Origin of the sequence: Micromonospora lutea, from assembly GCF_016863535.1 — a bacterium.
Classification (GTDB): Bacteria; Actinomycetota; Actinomycetes; order Mycobacteriales; family Micromonosporaceae; genus Micromonospora; species Micromonospora lutea.
The window spans coordinates 222,532-239,382 of the sequence record NZ_BOPB01000009.1; the positions used below are offsets into that span (position 1 = coordinate 222,532).

The 16,851-nt window shown below is 71.7% G+C and carries 13 protein-coding genes and 1 pseudogene; 8 read left to right on the forward strand and 6 right to left on the reverse strand.

All coding sequences use genetic code 11. From position 1 onward, the window contains the following. The first annotated feature begins 11 nt into the window (after window positions 1–11). Window positions 12–941, forward strand: a complete 930-nt coding sequence (locus Vlu01_RS08800; RefSeq protein WP_203996423.1) for an LLM class F420-dependent oxidoreductase — start codon at window positions 12–14, stop codon at window positions 939–941. A 14-nt stretch (window positions 942–955) separates the two neighbouring features. Here Vlu01_RS08800 and Vlu01_RS08805 read toward each other — a convergent pair whose 3' ends face one another. Continuing rightward, window positions 956–1,369 carry a hypothetical protein gene (locus Vlu01_RS08805; protein WP_203996425.1) on the reverse strand — a complete coding sequence of 138 codons (414 nt, stop codon included), beginning with the start codon at window positions 1,367–1,369 and terminating at the stop codon, window positions 956–958. Window positions 1,370–1,428: 59 nt separating this feature from the next. On the opposite strand from Vlu01_RS08805, the gene Vlu01_RS08810 reads away from it, so the two are divergent. Next, complete coding sequence (locus Vlu01_RS08810; RefSeq protein ID WP_203996435.1) at window positions 1,429–2,664, forward strand: D-arabinono-1,4-lactone oxidase; 1,236 nt, start codon at window positions 1,429–1,431, stop codon at window positions 2,662–2,664. Between the two features lie 68 nt (window positions 2,665–2,732). Next, on the forward strand, window positions 2,733–3,287 hold the full coding sequence (locus Vlu01_RS08815; protein WP_203996437.1) for a Uma2 family endonuclease: 555 nt from the start codon (window positions 2,733–2,735) through the stop codon (window positions 3,285–3,287). Between the two features lie 18 nt (window positions 3,288–3,305). On the opposite strand, the gene Vlu01_RS08820 is transcribed toward Vlu01_RS08815, so the two are convergent. Beyond that, on the reverse strand, window positions 3,306–4,445 hold the full coding sequence (locus Vlu01_RS08820) for a site-2 protease family protein (RefSeq protein WP_203996440.1): 1,140 nt from the start codon (window positions 4,443–4,445) through the stop codon (window positions 3,306–3,308). Between the two features lie 116 nt (window positions 4,446–4,561). On the opposite strand from Vlu01_RS08820, the pseudogene Vlu01_RS08825 reads away from it, so the two are divergent. Then, window positions 4,562–6,628, forward strand: a pseudogene (locus tag Vlu01_RS08825) (prolyl oligopeptidase family serine peptidase); the annotation flags it as partial. A gap of 38 nt (window positions 6,629–6,666) precedes the next feature. On the opposite strand, the gene Vlu01_RS08830 reads toward Vlu01_RS08825, so the two are convergent. Together Vlu01_RS08830 and Vlu01_RS08835 are read right to left on the reverse strand one after the other, a co-directional pair. Further along, entirely contained in the window at window positions 6,667–7,572 is a 906-nt protein-coding gene (locus Vlu01_RS08830; RefSeq protein WP_239095794.1) for a L,D-transpeptidase, read from the reverse strand. Between the two features lie 155 nt (window positions 7,573–7,727). Then, window positions 7,728–9,176: an alpha-amylase gene (locus Vlu01_RS08835; RefSeq protein ID WP_203996442.1), complete on the reverse strand. Its 1,449-nt coding sequence runs from the start codon at window positions 9,174–9,176 to the stop codon at window positions 7,728–7,730. 256 nt (window positions 9,177–9,432) lie between these two features. Here Vlu01_RS08835 and Vlu01_RS08840 point away from each other — a divergent pair, with 256 nt between their 5' ends. The 4 genes from Vlu01_RS08840 to Vlu01_RS08855 all read left to right on the forward strand — a co-directional run bounded on the left by Vlu01_RS08840 (window position 9,433) and on the right by Vlu01_RS08855 (window position 14,278). Beyond that, a complete protein-coding gene (locus tag Vlu01_RS08840) occupies window positions 9,433–11,241 on the forward strand; it encodes a ferric reductase-like transmembrane domain-containing protein (protein WP_239095795.1) in 1,809 nt (602 codons plus the stop codon). Beyond that, window positions 11,238–12,704: an NADH-quinone oxidoreductase subunit NuoF family protein gene (locus Vlu01_RS08845; protein WP_203996444.1), complete on the forward strand. Its 1,467-nt coding sequence runs from the start codon at window positions 11,238–11,240 to the stop codon at window positions 12,702–12,704. The genes Vlu01_RS08840 and Vlu01_RS08845 overlap by 4 nt, the downstream gene beginning before the upstream one ends. A gap of 63 nt (window positions 12,705–12,767) precedes the next feature. Next, window positions 12,768–13,340, forward strand: coding sequence for a redoxin domain-containing protein (locus tag Vlu01_RS08850; protein WP_203996446.1), 573 nt, complete (start codon window positions 12,768–12,770; stop codon window positions 13,338–13,340). After that, window positions 13,340–14,278 (forward strand): cytochrome c biogenesis CcdA family protein, encoded by a 939-nt coding sequence (locus tag Vlu01_RS08855; RefSeq protein WP_203996448.1) that lies wholly within the window; start codon window positions 13,340–13,342, stop codon window positions 14,276–14,278. The genes Vlu01_RS08850 and Vlu01_RS08855 overlap by 1 nt, the downstream gene beginning before the upstream one ends. A 70-nt stretch (window positions 14,279–14,348) precedes the next feature. On the opposite strand, the gene serS is transcribed toward Vlu01_RS08855, so the two are convergent. Next, on the reverse strand, window positions 14,349–15,629 hold the full coding sequence (gene serS, locus Vlu01_RS08860) for a serine--tRNA ligase (RefSeq protein ID WP_203996450.1): 1,281 nt from the start codon (window positions 15,627–15,629) through the stop codon (window positions 14,349–14,351). Window positions 15,630–15,746: 117 nt separating this feature from the next. Further along, window positions 15,747–16,826, reverse strand: a complete 1,080-nt coding sequence (locus tag Vlu01_RS08865) for a DNA polymerase III subunit beta family protein (RefSeq protein ID WP_203997067.1) — start codon at window positions 16,824–16,826, stop codon at window positions 15,747–15,749. Window positions 16,827–16,851 lie beyond the last annotated feature (25 nt).

The window sequence follows — 16,851 nt, forward strand, 5'->3', positions numbered from 1 at the left end:
ATGCTCGACCCATGGAACTGCGCATCTTCACCGAACCTCAGCAGGGCGCCAGCTACGACGACCTGCTGGCCGTGGCCAGACGTGCCGAGGAGACCGGCTTCGGCGCCTTCTTCCGCTCGGACCACTACCTGAGGATGGGGTCGGTCAGCGGCGAACCCGGCCCCACCGATGCCTGGACCACCCTGGCCGGCCTGGCTCGGGACACCCGCAGCATCCGGCTCGGCACGCTGATGAGCGCCGCCACGTTCCGGCTGCCCGGACCGCTGGCCATCACCGTCGCCCAGGTCGACCAGATGAGCGGCGGAAGGGTCGAGCTGGGCATCGGCACCGGCTGGTACGACGCCGAACACCACGCGTACGGGATCCCGTTCCCGCCGCTGGGGGAGCGGTTCGACCGGCTGGACGAGCAGCTCGCGGTGATCACCGGCCTGTGGCGCACCCCGTCGGGCGAGACGTTCGACTTCAGCGGCCGGCACTACCAGGTCAGCGACTCACCCGCGTTGCCCAAGCCGGTGCAGCGCCCGCATCCGCCGATCCTGCTCGGTGGCAAGGGCGCGAAGCGTACCCCGCAGCTCGCCGCCCGCTACGCCGACGAGTTCAACCTGCCGTTCGTCTCGATCGACGAGACGGTCGCCCAGTTCGAGCGGGTCCGCGCCGCCTGCGCCGACATCGGTCGCGCCCCGGAAGAGCTGACCTGGTCCAACGCGCTGGTGCTCTGCTGTGGCCGGGACGACGCCGAGGTGACCCGGCGAGCCGCCGCGATCGGCCGGGAACCGGACGAACTGCGCGCCAACGGCCTGGCCGGCACCCCCGCCGAAGTGGTCGACAAGATCGGCCAGTTCGCGGCGGTCGGCAGCCAACGGATCTACCTCCAGGTGCTGGATCTGGCCGACCTGGACCACCTGGACCTGGTCGCCGCCGAGGTGATGCGGCAGCTCTGACGGGTCGACAGCGTTCAGACCGGGTGCTGCTCACGCAGCACCGTGTCCAGTTGGCCGTCCCGATCGCGGTCCAGGTAGGTGACGTCCGGCAGCCCGTCGCCGTCCAGGTCGAACTGCACCACGTCGGCCACGCCGTCGCCGTCGAGGTCGGTGACCACCTGGACGGAGCCGTCCATGTGCCGGGTCACGATCGACCGGGCGCCGGCCTCGACCCGCGGCGGCGGGCCGGGGGTGGGTGGCGGCGTCGGCACCGGTTCCGGGGTGGGGCTGGGCTGCGGATCCGGCTGGCTCGCCCACTGCCGCCCGGCACCGGTGACCGGGGCGTCGCCGACGACGGTGGCGGGCTCCACGCCGCTGCCGGCCGGGTCGATCTCCTCCTCGGAGGGGTACACGTCGCCGCGAGGGGCGGGATCACGGTAGCTGCTCATCGGCGTAGGGTTCCCCGACGAAGCCGGCGGTAACCGCTGGCGTGGAGAGGGGGTCGGGAGTGTCGACGCACCGCAACTGGGCCGGCAACGTCGAGTACGCAGCCCGGGCACACCACCGGCCGTCGTCGGTCGACGAACTGCGTGAGTTGGTCGCCGGCAGCGACCGGATCCGGGCGGTGGGCAGCGGACACTCGTTCAACCGACTCGGTGACACCACCGGCGACCTGGTCACGCTCGCCGGGTTGCCGGCCACGGTGCGGCTCGACGAACAGCGGCGGGTGGTGGAGGTGCCGGCCGCGATGCGCTACGGCGATCTGGCCACCTGGCTGCACGAGCGGGGGTACGCGCTGGCCAACCTCGCCTCGCTGCCGCACATCTCGGTGGCCGGCGCGGTCGCCACCGGCACCCACGGCTCCGGCGAGACCGTCGGGAACCTGGCCACCGCCGTCGCCGGCCTGGAACTGGTCACCGCCGCCGGTGAGCTGCTCACCGTGGACCGCACCGACGCCGAGTACGCCGGCATGGTGGTCTCCCTCGGCGCGCTGGGCATCGTCACCCGGCTCAGCCTGGACGTGGTGCCCAGCTACGAGGTACGCCAGTACGTGCGCCTCGACCTGCCACGCGATGCGCTGGACGAGGCGCTCGCCTCGGCGTACAGCGTCAGTGTCTTCACCGACTGGCGCTCCACGCGCGGCACCCAGGTCTGGCGCAAGCAGCTCGCGGACCAGCCCGCGCCCCCGGCGGACTGGCTCGGCACCACGGCGGCCGACCGCCCCTGGCATCCGGTGCCCGGCATGCCGGTGGTCAACTGCACCGAGCAGCTCGGCGTGCCCGGCCCCTGGCACGAGCGGCTGCCGCACTTCCGGCTCGGCTTCACCCCGAGCAACGGCGAAGAACTGCAGTCCGAGTACCACCTGCCGCGCGCGGTGGCCGCCGACGCGCTCGCCGCATTGGACGAGGTGGCGCACCTGATCGCCCCGGTCACGCAGATCAGTGAGCTGCGTACCGTCGCCGCCGACGATCTCTGGCTCAGCCCGCAGTACGGCCGGGACAGCCTTGCGGTGCACTTCACCTGGATCGCCGACTCGGCGGCGGTGCTCCCGGTCGTCGCCGAGGTCGAGCGGGCACTCGCGCCCTTCGCTCCCCGGCCGCACTGGGGCAAGGTCTTCACGATGCCGACCGAGACGATCGCCGCCACCTACCCCCGCTGGGCCGACTTCGCCGCGCTGGTGACCCGGCTCGACCCGGAGGGCAGATTCCGCACGGAGGAGTTCGACCGCCTGTTTCCCCGCTGACGAGGACCCGGCGAACCGACGCGGCGCGGCCAGGTCAACGTGCTCGGACACCGCTCTAAGATGGGCCCATGAGCGCTGAGGCCGTCGGCATGCACATGCCCGCCGTCGTGACGCTCGACGACGTGGCGGCGATGAACGCCGCCGATGCGAACGGTCATCGCTACGAGACCAGCCCCGAGGGGGTCCTGTCGGTCATGCCGCCACCCGACTCGGAGCACGCGACGATCGCGAGTCGCCTCTTCGCCTGGTTGATCATGGCAGGCTGGCCCGCGGAACAGGTGCTCCAGGCCGTTGGCGTACGCATTCCCGGCCCGGACGGAAGCGGCGGCAGGATTCCGGACCTCAGCGTCTGGCGTAAGCCTCCCCGCCGTGGGGTCTGGTCCGCTGTCGCGGACATCGCACTCGTGGTCGAGATCGTGTCACCCGGCTCCGAGGCGATGGACTCGGTGACGAAGGTCCGCGAGTACGCCTCGGCGGGCATCCCCCGGTACTGGGTTGTGGACCGGGACGGCGCGCAGACAGTGACGCTGCACGAACTCGGCGGCGAGGGGCGCTACGTCGAGCAGGCGCGCATGCCGTTGGCCTGGTTGTTGCAGACCGCGCCAGCCGACCACCTCGGCTGAGACGGCGGCGTCCGACGGTCAGCGGCCGGCGTTGAGCTGGTCGCGCATGCTGCTGCGCTGGACGGCGCGGCTGATGTCACTGGGGGAGACGATGCCGATGAGGCGGCCCTCCGTGACCACCAACGCCCGGCCGTCGGCACATTCGTTGAGCCGGGGCAGCAGGTCGGTCAGCGGCTCGTCGGGGGAGGCGAGCACCAGGTCCTCGGCGCGGCAGGCCACCGCCGCCAGGGTGGTGCTGCCCCGTTCGTCCGACGGCACGCCGCGTACCCGGTCGAGGGTGACCAGCCCGACCGGTCGACCGTCCTCGATCAACGGCAGTGCGGTGTGCCGGTACGCGAAGAGGTAGTTGTCCACGAAGTCGGCCACGGTCAGCTCACCCGAGGCGGTCTGCGGCTGCGGGGTCATCACCTCGGCGACCCGGACGCCGCGCAGGGCGTCGCCCACCCTGGCCTGTCGCTCCTCCATGGTGGCCGCGCCGATCAGGAACCAGCCGATCAGCGCCAGCCACAGTCCGCCGACGCCGGTCCCGCTGAGGAACCGCCACAGCCCGAACCCGATCAGCGCCAGCCCGAGGACCCAGCCGGCCCGGGCCGCCACCACCGTGGCGCGGGTCCGGTCACCGGTGGCCTTCCACACCGCCGCCCGCAGCAGCCGCCCACCGTCCAGCGGTGCCGCCGGCAGGATGTTGAACACGGCCAGCAGCAGGTTGATGCCGGCGAGCCAGGCCATCACGCCCAGCAGCAGCCCCTCGACCCCGGCCACGGCGAGCAGCGTCGCGACCGCCCCGAAGAAGACGCCGATGATCAAGCTGACCAGTGGTCCCACCCCGGAGATGCGCAGCTCGGCACCGGGGGAGCGGGCCTCGCCGCGCAGTTCGGCGACCCCGCCGAAGAGCCACAGCGTGATGCCCTGCACGCCCAGGCCGTTGCGCTTGGCCACCACCGCGTGGGACACCTCGTGGGCGAGCAGGCCGAGGAAGAAGACCACCGCCGCCGCCAACCCGGCCAGCAGGTACGCCACCGTCGACCGGTCCGGGTACGACTGCGGGAACAGGTTGGCCGACAGCCCCCACCAGATCAGCGCGAAGATGACCAGGACACTCCAGTTGACTCCGACTGGCACGCCCACGATCCGACCGAGTCGGAAACTCGCCCTCATGTCTTGGTCATACCCCGACAGCCCGTTTCCATGCCAGGGCCGAACGTCACCTCCCACCTGGGTGGGAACACGACAGCCGTCCCGCTGACGTAGCGTGCCGGCGCGTGCCAGTCGCCATGCCGACAGCCGCCGGGTCGAGTGACACGCCGAGGTTCAGCGATAGTTCCAGGGTGGCGATCTCGACCGATGACAGCGATGACCCGTACCTCTGGCTGGAGGACCTGGACGGCCCGGAGGCCACGACGTGGGTTCGTGACCGCAACGCCGAGACCGTCGCGGCGCTGACCGGCGGCCCGACGTTCGCCGCCCGTCAGGCCGGGATCCGGCAGGTGCTCGACGCGGAGGACCGCATCCCGTACCCGGGCTGGCGCGGCGACGGCTTCTACTACGACCTCTGGCGGGACGCCGCCCATCCCCGCGGACTGTGGCGGCGTACGACGCTTGATCAGTACCGCCGACCCGAGCCGGAGTGGGATGTCCTGCTCGACCTGGACGCGCTGGCCCGAACCGAGGGCGAGAACTGGGTCTGGGGCGGTGTGACGACGCTACCGCCGCAGCATCGGCGCTGCCTGATCAGCCTGTCCCGCGGCGGTGCCGACGCGGTGGTGGTACGCGAGTACGACCTGGCCGACCGGACCTTCGTCGACGGCGGGTTCACTGTTCCCGAGGCCAAGACCGACGTGTGCTGGATCGACGCCGACCACATCTGGATCGGCACCGACCTCGGACCCGGGTCGCTGACCGACTCCGGCTACCCACGCGTCGTGCTGCGCTGGCGGCGGGGCACCTCGCTGACCGACGCCGAGGTCGTCTACGAGGCGTCCACCGTGGACGTCGGGGCGTACGGCTGGCGGGACCCGACGCCCGGCTTCGAGCGTGACTTCGTCAGCCGCAGCCTCGACTTCTACCGCTCCGAGAGCTTCCTGCTGACCGGGGCGGGGCAGCGGGTACGCATCCCGGTGCCCGAGGACGCGGAGTGGGGGGTACGCCGGGAGTGGCTGCTGGTCCAGCCGCGTACGCCCTGGCCGGTCGGTGACCTGACTCATCCGGCGGGGGCGCTGCTGGCGATCCGGTTCGACGATTTCCTCACCGGCGCGCGAGATTTCGACGTGCTGTTCCGACCCGACGAGCACACGTCGCTCGGTGGCTCCGCGTGGACCCGCAACCACCTGATCCTGACCACCCTCACCGACGTACGCAGCCGGCTGGAACTGCTCACCCCCGGCGAGCACGGCTGGCGACGCGAACCCCTGCCCGGGGTGCCGGTGGACGAGGAAAGCTGCCTGGTGGAGACCGATCCGGATCGGGACGACTCCTATCTGGTCGCCTCGGAGGGTTTCCTCCAGCCGGCCACGCTGCGGCTCGGTCGGCTCGGCGGCGGCGCGGAGACGCTCAAGCGGGCACCGGCGTTCTTCGACACCGACGGTCTGGCGGTACGTCAGTTCTTCGCCACCTCCGCCGACGGCACCCCGGTGCCGTACTTCGTGGTCGGGGATCCGGCCGCACCGGCCGGGCCGACGCTGCTGCACGGGTACGGCGGCTTCGAGGTGTCCCTGACCCCGGGCTACGACGGGATCATCGGCCGGGGTTGGCTGGCGCGCGGCGGCAGCTACGCGGTGGCGAACATCCGGGGCGGCGGCGAGTACGGCCCGCGCTGGCACCGGGCCGCGCTGCGCGAGCACCGACCGAGGGCGTACGCGGACTTCGCGGCCGTGGCGACCGACCTGGTGACCCGGGGCATCACCACGCCGGCCATGCTGGGCATCGAGGGCGGCAGCAATGGTGGCCTGTTGATGGGGGCGATGCTGACCCGCTACCCGTCGCTCGTCGGCGCCGTCGTCGCGAACGTGCCGCTGCTGGACATGCGGCGCTACCACCGGCTGCTGGCCGGTGCCTCCTGGATCGCCGAGTACGGCGACCCGGACGTGGCGGAGGACTGGGCCTATCTGCGGGAGTACTCGCCGTACCACAATGTGCGCGGTGAGGTGCGGTACCCGCCGGTCCTGTTCGTCACCTCCACCCGCGACGACCGGGTGCACCCCGGGCACGCCCGGAAGATGACCGCCCGGCTGCGCGAGCACGGCCACGACGTGTCGTACTACGAGAACGTCGAGGGTGGGCACGGCGCGGCAGCCAACAACGAGCAGCGCGCCTTCATCGAGGCCATGTCACTGGAGTTCCTCTGGCGGAAGCTGGCGCCGTCGGCGGACTCCGTGCCCGCTCAGGCGGTTGGAGGAGGTTCGGGCAGCTCGTCGACGACCACCACCGGGGTGCCGGGGCGCACCTTCTCCAGCAGCAGACGCTGGCCGCTGGCGGTCAACCGGATGCAGCCGTTTGTGGTCTGCTGACCCAGCTCGCCGTCGTGATACCAGGTGTGGATGCCGATGTGGGCGCCGCGCAGCCCGGTCGGCACGGAGTCCAGGTCGTCGGGGATCGAGCCGAGGGCGTAGATGTCCACCCCGCCGTACACCGACTCCGGCGGTGGGGTACGGCCCAGGACGAAGGTCCGGCCGAGCGGAGTTTCCTGACCACGCTGACCGAGGCTGACCTGCCAGGACCGTTGGGCGGTGCCGTCGCGGTACCAGGTGAGCCGGAACGGTCTCCGTTCCACCACGATCTGGTCGCGTAGCGCGACGGTGCGGAAGCCGCCGGGGGGCAGCCAGGCCAGCTTGCGGTTGGCCGAGGGGAGCAGTACCGCCGTCCAACCGGACTCGCGGCCGGCGATCGGCACGGTCAACTCCACCTCGCTGATGGTCGGCATCAGGAAGGCCAGCGGCCGGCCGCCGGGCGCGTCGTACGCGGCGAGCTTGCGGGTCGGATGCAGACCGTGGGTCAGCGGTGTGGTGTCCAGGGTGTCCGGATCATCGGGAAAGCCGGCGGGAGCCGGATCGTAGTCGATCTCTGGCAGCCCGTCCGGTGCCGGTGCGGCGGCCGGCACCCGCTCGACGTCGGGCGACGGCCGCACGTCCGCGATCGGCGCCTCCGGCCCGCCCGTGGGCCCGACGACCGGCGCGGGGGCGGTCGCCGGAGTCAACGCCCACCCGGTGTACGCCGCCCCACCCATCAGCACCGCCACACCGAGCCCGACGGCAACCCCCCGCCGCCCTCTAGACCCCAAAAAACCCACACAACCACCCTACCCCCCCCAAGCACCCCAAACCCCCCAAAACCCCCGACCACTCAAGGTTGATCATGAGGTTATTGTCCTTTTTGATCTCCAATCCGGGCAATAACCTCATGATCAACGCGGACGGGTGGGGGGTGGGGGTGGGGGGTGGGGGTTTAGGGGAGGCGGGCGTTGAGGTGGATGGCTATGGCGTCGTGGGCGGGGATGTTGGCGGCGAACCAGCCGTTGGCGTCGACGGTGATGACCGGGCCGGAGCAGGTGCCGTTGGTGAAGGTGCCGTGGATGACGTCGCAGTAGCGGCCAGCCGGGAGACCGGTGTAGTAGGAGCGGCCGTTGATTGCCGAGCCCTCGTCGTTGATGGTGACGAAGCCACGGCCGGTCCGGCTGAAGGCGATGTGGTTGTTGCCGTTGTCGTACCAGTTGCTGACGCCGGCGCCCTCGGTGGCGTTGCGGAAGCCGACCATGTTCGCGATCACCGGCCAGCGATGCTCGCACTCCCAGCCGGAGTAACAGACCGTGTTGCGCGTCTTGTTGTTGCTGTCCGAGGGTGGGCCGGCGTCCCGGCTGCTGTAGGTGTAGCTCGACATCACCGTCGGGGAGCCGTACGGCCAGGCCAGCATGAAGGCGTTCGCGAGGGCGTAGCTGCCCCGGTCCCGGTAGGTGAGTACCCCACCGTCGTCGCGCTGGGTGTCGTGGTTGTCCACGAAGACCGAGGCCACGCCGCTGGGCAGGTGGCCCCAGCCCTCACCGAAGTTGCGCAGGTACGCGAGCCGTTCGGAGCGGAACACCCGGGCCAGGTCCTTGCCGTAGCGGAACTCGTGCACGTCACCGTTGCCGGTGTACTCGTTCGGCGTGATCGGCTCGCCCGCGCCGTAGATGACCTCCTGCACGATGTACGCCGACCGGTTGAGCCGGCTGCGGATGTTGGCGATGTCGGCCGCCGGCATGTGCTTGCTGGCGTCCAGCCGGAAGCCGTCCACGCCGAGTGACAGCAGGTCGTTGAGGTACGCGGCCAGTCGGGACCGGACGTAGTCGGACTCCGTCTTCAGGTCGGCGAGGTTGACCAGCTCGCAGTTCTGCACCTCGTACCGGTCGTGGTAGTTGACGATGTCGTTGTTGCCGTTGCGGCCGCAGTAGTGGAAGTCCTGCGCCTGGTAGATGCCGGGGTAGACGTGGTGCTGGTAGGACGAGCCGGCCCAGCCGGTGCCGCCGTTGGCCTGACCGGACATGTGGTTGATGACCGCGTCGACGATCACCTTCACGCCGGCCGCGTGGCAGGCGTCGACCATGGACTTGAACTGCGCGCGGGTGCCCTTGCGGGATTCGATCCGGTAGCTGACCGGCTGGTAGGCCACCCACCACTGGTTGCCGCGTACGTGCTCCTGGGGTGGTGACACCTGGACGAAGCCGTAGCCCTTCGGGCCGAGGGTGCTGCCGCACTCGCTGGCGACCGAGGGCCAGTTCCACTCGAAGAGGTTGGCGATGACCTTCTTGCCGCCGCTCGGCGCGGCAGCGGCGGGGGGTGCGGTCACCACGCCAGGGGCGAGGAGACCGGCGATCACGGCGAGGGCGAGGATCGCCGGGCGGAGTCGACGTCGATGCATCGGGTGCTCCAGGGGGCCGGGGGATGGGGGATGGTGGTGCGGGTTGCTCGCATCTTGCAAGCAACGCTGAAAGTTTCGGAAAGGTTACAAGCACATTTCAATCACTGTCAATGCGATGATGCGGGTGGCCAGTGGCGCGGGTGCTACACGCGCCACGCCGCGGGGCGGTTCGACAAGTCGTCGAGATTTTTTCCTCGAACACTGATCCGACCGGAGCCGCGCTGCGTACTGGAGTGGGGAACAGGGTCGGCCGGCGGTGCGCCGCCGCGAGACGATCGAGGAGCAGATGGCCCGGGCTACGCAGAACGAGAAGACGGCTGCCGTCCGTACCAGCAGCAGCAGTCGAGGGATCCGGGTCTGGTCCCGCGGCCAGATCATGGCACTCTCCGCGTCCGGGCTCGCCGCGTTGTGGGCCTTGACGATGCTCACCGGCGCGGGCCAGACGATGTACGCGATGGGTTTCTTCTTCACCGAGTTCTTCGCCGGCGTGATCGCGTTGGTCGCGTTGAGCCTCACGGTGATGATGGGACTGCTCGCCACCGACCGGCTGGTGCTGCTCATCCGGCACCGGGTGCTGATGCAGTCCGCGCACCGGGCCACCGGCATCCTCGGCGTGGCCGGGCTGGTCTTCCACGTCATCACGAAGGTCGTCAGCGGTCGGGCGGGGGTGACCGACGCCGCCGTGCCGTTCGTCGGTGGCCGGGGCCTCTACGTCGGGCTCGGCACCATCGCCGCGCTGCTCATGGTGGGTGTGCTCTGGACCGGCATCATCCGGGCCCGCTTCGCCGACGTCGGTCCGAAGTGGGTGTGGCGTGCCCTGCACTCGATGGCGTACGTCTCCTGGCCGTTCGCCATCTTCCACGGTCTCCTCGCCGGCCGCCCGCCCGCCACCTGGGTGAGCCTGAGCTACTTCGCCTGCGTGGTGGTGGTCGTGCTCGCCCTGATGGTCCGCCTCTCGGTCACCCTGCAACGGCGCAGTCGCGAGCAGCAGCAGGCGGCCGTCCTCAACGAGGTCATGAGCGGCAGCAAGTCCACCGAGGAGACCCGCAGCATGTCTCTGCTCGGCACCCTGACCGGCCGACGCGGTGAGGTCGACGACGGCCGTGAGAAGCGGGTCCGTCGCGACACCAGTTGGGCCGACAGCACCTCCGGAACCTGGGCCAGCCCCACCATCCGGCGCAACGACCCGGAACGATTCACCGTGCCGGTGGTGCCCGAGCCGGGCACCCTGGGCGAGCCCGTCCGGGCCGGACGGGACCGCCGCGACGAGGAGTTCGAGCCGGTCGTCCGGCGTGCCTCGCGTCGCGAGGAGGAGGAACTGGAGCGGGTCGTGCGCCGGGAGACCGAGGCGCTGGAGCCGGTGGCGCGGCGGCGTCGCGATGCGGAGCCGGTCAGCGGGCGCACGTCGCGCCGGGACGAGGAGCTGGAGAGAAGCGGGCGACGTGCGGCGCGGGTCGAGGAGGACCTGGAGCCGGTGGCCCGCCGGTCGCGCCGCGACGAGGAATCGCCCCGCCGCCGGTCACGGCGCGAGGAGGAGCGCGAGCCGGTGGGCCGCCGGGCCTCCCGTCGCGACGAGGAGCTGATGGAGTACGAGGCGCCGGTGCGTCGCCGACGCGACGAGGACGAGGAGGAGTACGGCGGCCGCTCCCGCCGGTCCCGGTCCGAGGTCGGAAGCCGGTACTCAGCTCCGCCGCAGCGCGTCCAGGACGAGGCGGAGGAGCCCTGGGACAGCCCGCGCCGGTGGGAGTCGACCGCGCCGATCTCCGCCGACCCGATCTCCGGTGCGCCCATCTCCGGTTCGCCGATCTCGGCCGCGCCCCGCAGCGGCGGTGGGCGGCACAGCGCCGAGGACGACCTGCCGGAGGCGGAGACCGACTACTGGCGTCCGCCGGCCCGGTACACCCCAGACGAGGACGTCGTCGACGACGACACTCCCACCCTGGTCGACCTGGCCTCCCGGCGTGCCCGTCGGGCCTCGTCGGCGGAGAGCCGGCGTCGCCGCAAGGCCGACCCGGACTCGGTGGACGGTGCCTACTGGGCCGGGCTGCGAGGTGAGGCCAAATGACGATGCGCACCACTGTGCCCCCGGTGGCCGCCGTCGGTGAGCCCCGGCTCACCGCGGGCTTCGCCGAATTCGGTCGCCTCGACCTGCGCGCCCACGAGATGGTGCACGGTCCGATCAGCCCGATGGAACCGTCCAACCTGCTGCGTCTGGCCGAGGGCATCCAGCTCAAGGGCAAGGGCGGCGCCGGCTTCCCGTTCGCCAGGAAACTGCGGGCGGTGCTGGAATCCTGCGAACGCCAGGACCTGCCCCCCGTGGTGGTGGTCAACGCCACCGAGGGTGAACCGGCCAGTTGGAAGGACAAGGTCCTGCTCACCCGGGCACCGCACCTGATCCTCGACGGTGCCGCGCTGGCCGCGTTCGCGTTGGACGCCGAGGAGATCGTGCTCTGCGTGGCCGACGACCTGGTGGGCCGGGACTCCCTGCTGGAGGCCCTGGACGAGCGTCGGATGCCGGCACCGACCAGCGTCGTGACGGTGCCGCACCGCTTCATCAGCGGTGAGGGTGGCGCGTTGGTGAACGGCATCAACGGGCTGCCGCACATCCCGCCCGGCACCAAGAAGCGCTCCAGCGACTCCGGTGTCGGCGGGCTGCCGACCCTGCTGTCGAACGCCGAGACGTACTCCCAGATGGCGATCGCCGCCCGACTCGGGCCGTACGAGTACGCGGCGCTCGGCACCGACGACGAGCCCGGCACGGTGCTGCTCAGCGTCACCGGCGCGGCGAAGCGGCACGCGGTGGTGGAGTGCGCGGCCGGCACCCCGTTGGCCGAGATCCTCGAACTGTGCGAGGTGCCGGACGGCCCCGGCATCCTGATGGGCGGCTACCACGGCAAGTGGATCACCCGGGAGGCGGCGGAGAAGGCCGAGGTTTCCCGCAAGGGACTCGCCGCGGTCGGTGGCACGCTCGGCGCGGGCATCATCGTCCCGCTCGCCAACGACACCTGCCCGCTCGGTGAGGCGGCGCAGGTGGTCCGTTACCTGGCCGGCGAGTCCGCCGGGCAGTGCGGTCCGTGCAAGCGAGGGCTGCCCGACCTCGCCCGCGCCGTCGACCTGGCGGTCTCCGGTAGCGCGCCGGTGGAGGTCGTCCGGGCCGCCGCCGGGGACGTCAAGGGCCGTGGCGCGTGCAGCCACCCCGACGGTACGTCCCGCTTCGCGCTCTCGGCGATGGAGGTCTTCGCCGACGACCTGAAGAAGCACACCACCGGCGAGGGCTGTGGTCGGCGGGTCAAGGGCATGATGGGCCTGCCCGGTGCCCCCGATCCCGACCCGCAGAAGCTGGTTCTGGACTGGTCCCGCTGTGACGGGCACGGTCTCTGCGCCCACGTGGTGCCGGACTTCATCCGGCTCGACCAGAACGGATACCCGGCCTTCCCGCCCACCCCCGTGCCGACCTGGTTGCGGGAGGGCGCGGTGAAGGCGGTCAAGGTCTGTCCGGAGCTGGCGCTGCGGCTGACCAAGGCCTGAGTACCGCCGATCGTGGCGGCATGGCTGCCCGGGTGACGGGCGAGCGGACCGAAGGAGACGCGGATGGGGTCGGTTACATCGACGCTACGGCCCACCGGTGCGGTCACGGCCGCACTGCTCGCCGCCGTGCTGGCCACCGCCGGATGCGGCACCGGACCGGACGCCGAGGCTGCCCCGCCCGCCGGCGGTGCGCCGTCCGCCGCGTCCCCGTCGACCGGTCCGACCGGGCCGGTGCCGGACACCCTGCGGTTCACCGGCACCACCCTGGACGGCGCGGCCTTCGACGCGGCCTCCCTGGCGGGCCGGCCGGCGGTGCTCTGGTTCTGGGCGCCCTGGTGCGCCTCGTGCGCCAGCCAGGCGTGGACGATCGCCGAGATCGAGCCGGGCTTCCGGGCGACCGTGCCGATCATCGGCGTCGCGGGGCTCGGTGAACGGAAGGCGATGACCGACTTCGTCACCGAGTTCGAACTGGGCCCGATGCCGCAGATCGAGGATCGTGCGGGGACGCTCTGGCGGCGCTTCGGGGTCGTCGAGCAGAGCACCTTTGTGATCATCGACCGGGACGGACGGGTGATTCACCAGGGTTGGCTGGACGGCGAGGACCTCACCCGCCGGGTCACCGCCCTGGCGGCCTGATGGAAGCGCCGCTGCTGCTCGCCTTGACGGCGGGCATGCTCGGCGCGGTCAACCCGTGCGGCTTCGCGATGCTGCCGGCGTACCTGTCGCTGCTGGTCGCTGGCACCACCGACACCCGGAGCGCGGTCGGCCGGGCGCTGGCCGCCGCGGGCGCGCTCACCCTCGGGTACGTCCTGGTGTTCGGTGCCTTCGGGCTGGCGCTGGCCCCGATCGCCGGCTGGCTGCGTCCCCGGCTGCCCTGGTTCACCGTGGGGCTGGGCCTGCTGCTGGTGCTGCTCGGGTGCTGGCTGCTCGCCGGCCGGCGGCTACCGACCCTGCGCCCGCTGGCCCGGGCCCCCCGGGTGACCCGCTCACTGCCGTCGATGGTGCTGTTCGGGATGGCCTACGCGACGGCCTCGCTGGGCTGCGCCATCGCGCCGTTCCTGGCGACCGTGGTGACCAGCCTCCAAACCGGCTCGACGGCACGCGGGCTGGCGCTGTTCGGCGCGTACGCCCTCGGGATGGGGCTGGTGGTCGCGGTGGCCGCGCTCGGCGTGGCGCTGGTGCGCGGCGAGGTGGTGGCCCGGCTGCGCGGGGCCGGCGCCTGGGCGCCCCGGCTCAGCGGCCTGGTGCTGCTGCTCGCCGGCGGCTACGTCGCCTGGTACGGCTGGTACGAGGTGCGGCTGGCCGCCGGCAACCGCGATGCCCTGACCGACCCGCTCGTCACCACCGCCGCCAGCGTCCAGCGTTGGCTGGCCGACACCATCGACACCGCCGGCCCCATCACCCTCACCACCCTGCTCGCCGCCCTCCTCCTCACCGCCCTGCTGAGAAGGAAGGGCACCTTGTTAACGCCTGCGGTAGAGAAAGGGCCCCTTATTAACAGCGAGCCGGCGCGCACCGAGCCGGCGCGCACCGAGCCGGCGCGCACCGAGCCGACGCGCAGCGCCGACGGCTAGCCGCGCCTGCCGGCGGGCGGCGGGCGGCGGGCGGCGGCGGGAACGCCGGCCGGGAACGCCGGCGCGCCGGTCAGCGAGGGGTTAGGCGGTCGGTGCCCAGGCGGTCGCGGAGGACCTCCGGCACCAGGACCGATCCGTCGGGCTGCTGGAACTGCTCCAGGATGGCCGGGTAGAGGCGGCTGGTGGCCAGCGCCGAACCGTTGAGCGTGTGTACGAAGCGGGTCTGCTTGCCGCCCGGCTCGCGGTAGCGGATCGCCGCCCGGCGGGCCTGGTAGTCACCACCCCAGGAGACCGACGAGACCTCCTTGTACTTGCCCGTGCTCGGCATGAACACCTCGATGTCGAGGGTCTTGCGCATCGACGCGCTGGAGTCACCGGCGGCGAGCAGGCTGCGTTGGTAGTGCAGCCCCAACCCCTCCACCAGGCTCTCCGCGTGGGTGACCATCTGCTCCAACGCGGCGTCGGCCTGCTCGGGCAGGGTGAACTGGAAGATCTCCACCTTGTTGAACTGGTGGCCCCGGACGGTGCCCCGTTCGTCGGAATGCGAGCCGGCGGCCTCGCGCCGGTAGCACGGGGTGTACGCGAACACCTTCAGCGGCAGCTTCGCGGTCTCCAGGATCTCGTCCTGGTACGCCCCGAGGATCGCCGTCTCCGCCGTCGGCAGCAGGAACTGGCCGCGTGGCGCGGACTGCTTGTCCAGGTGGTAGACGTCGTCGTAGAACTTGGGAAACTGGCCGGCGGCAAAACCGGCGCTGTCCAGCAGCAGGTGCGGCGGGAGGAGGAATTCGTACCCGGCCTCGATGTTCCGCTCGATCAGCCAGTTGATCAGCGCCCACTCCAGCCGGGCACCCATTCCGGTGTACATCCAGAAGCCGGATCCGCCCAGCTTGACGCCGCGTTCGTGGTCGACCAGGCCCAGCATCCGGCTCAACTCGACGTGGTCGCGGACCTTCTCGATGGCGGGTGGGTCACCGAAGGTCTTCACCACCCGGTTGGCCTCCTTGCCGCCCGGCACCACGTCCTCGGCGGGCAGGTTGGGCAACTCGCTCATGGTGGTACGCAGCCGCGCCTGCACCTCGTCGAGTTCCGTCTCCAGCTCGGCGACCTGCTTGCGGCCGGTCTCCGAGGTCGGCTGCGGCTCGACACCGGCCCGCTTCGCCTGTGCGTACGCCCGAGCCTCGGCCTTGCGGCGCTGGCGTTCCCCGTCGATCTCACTGATCAGCCGGCGGCGCTCCCGGTCGAGCTGCTGGATCTCCTCCAGCGCCCGGTCGACCTCGGCGGCGTCGAGCCGCTTCGCCAGCGCGGCCGCCACCGCGTCGCGATCCTTCCGGATCAACTCCATGTCGAGCATGCTGCTCCGTACGCCTCCGTCCGGGCTCAGGTGGACCTCCAGATGCTACCGTCGTGCCCGAATCGCCCCGCCTCCCGCACCCGACCCAACCCGGAGCCGGTGGTTCCGGACGACCGGTCAGAGTCGGATCGGCATCAGAATGGAGAAGGCGGCCGGGTCGTCGGGCCGGCGGATGGCCAGTGGAGTGACCGGTCCGTCCAGTTCCAGCACCAGGCGCGGGCCACCCGCTGCGTGCAGCGCGTCGAGCAGATAACCGCCGTTGACGCCGACCCGCAGCTCAGTGCCGGCCCGACCGGTCCGGTCGTCGGCCAGTTCGTCCGGGCCGAGCAGACGTACCTCGTCCGGGCCACCCAGCCCCAGCACGGTCACCGGCAGGTGGCTGCCGGCGTGTTTGCGGGTCACCGCCGGGGTACCCGAGCGCAGCGCGTCGACCAGCCACGGCGCGTCGATCGGCACCCGGCGGGCCGGGCCGCCGGTCGCGGCGGGCAGCAGGGCGTGGTAGTCGGGGAAGTCGTCCGTCAGGGTCGTCGCCCGCATCCGGGATCCGGTGACGTCGACGACCACCTGCCGTCCGATCAGGGTCAGCCGCACCTCGCCGGCCCCCGCGTCGCCGGCTAGCCGGCGTAGCCGGTCCACCGCGGCCACCGGCAGCAGCGCCCGCACCCCTGGTCCCTGCACCGTCGCGCCGGCCGTCGCCACCGCCAGCCGGTGCCGGTCGGTCGCCACCAGCCGCACCTCCTCCTCGGTCACCTCGAGCAGCACGCCGGCCAGCCCCGGCAGCGTCGGGTCGGTGCCGACGGCGAAGCGGACGGCGTCCACGGCGGCGGACAACTCGCTCCCGGTCAGCACGAGCCGGGTCGCCAGTAAGGGCTGATCGTCGGCGAGCAGGCGACGAATCCGGGTGACCTCGCGACGCGCCTGGGCCAGTCCGTCGGCCAGCTGTCCCAGGTGCGCGTCGAGCAGCCGGTGCACCACCGAGGGCTCTGCGCGTACGGCCCGGGCGATCTCGGCCACAGGCAGGCCGATCCGGCGCAGCCCGGCCACCAGCCGGGCCGGTGCCACCTGGTCGTCGGCGTACCAGCGGTAGCCGGTGGCCGGATCGACCCGGGCCGGGACCAGCACCCCGGCGGCGTCGTAGAACCGCAGCGCGCTCACCGTCAGCCCACTGGCCCGGGCCAGCTCACCGATGCTGCGCAGGTCGCCATTCACGACCCGATCCTGC

Coding starts and splice junctions, on each gene's coding strand:
- Vlu01_RS08850 (WP_203996446.1), top strand. CDS start 12,768: ATGGGGTCGGTTACATCGACGCTACGGCCCACCGGTGCGGTCACGGCC.
- Vlu01_RS08800 (WP_203996423.1), top strand. CDS start 12: ATGGAACTGCGCATCTTCACCGAACCTCAGCAGGGCGCCAGCTACGAC.
- Vlu01_RS08835 (WP_203996442.1), bottom strand. CDS start 9,176: ATGCATCGACGTCGACTCCGCCCGGCGATCCTCGCCCTCGCCGTGATC.
- Vlu01_RS08805 (WP_203996425.1), bottom strand. CDS start 1,369: ATGAGCAGCTACCGTGATCCCGCCCCTCGCGGCGACGTGTACCCCTCC.
- Vlu01_RS08815 (WP_203996437.1), top strand. CDS start 2,733: ATGAGCGCTGAGGCCGTCGGCATGCACATGCCCGCCGTCGTGACGCTC.
- Vlu01_RS08845 (WP_203996444.1), top strand. CDS start 11,238: ATGACGATGCGCACCACTGTGCCCCCGGTGGCCGCCGTCGGTGAGCCC.
- Vlu01_RS08820 (WP_203996440.1), bottom strand. CDS start 4,445: ATGAGGGCGAGTTTCCGACTCGGTCGGATCGTGGGCGTGCCAGTCGGA.
- serS (WP_203996450.1), bottom strand. CDS start 15,629: ATGCTCGACATGGAGTTGATCCGGAAGGATCGCGACGCGGTGGCGGCC.
- Vlu01_RS08855 (WP_203996448.1), top strand. CDS start 13,340: ATGGAAGCGCCGCTGCTGCTCGCCTTGACGGCGGGCATGCTCGGCGCG.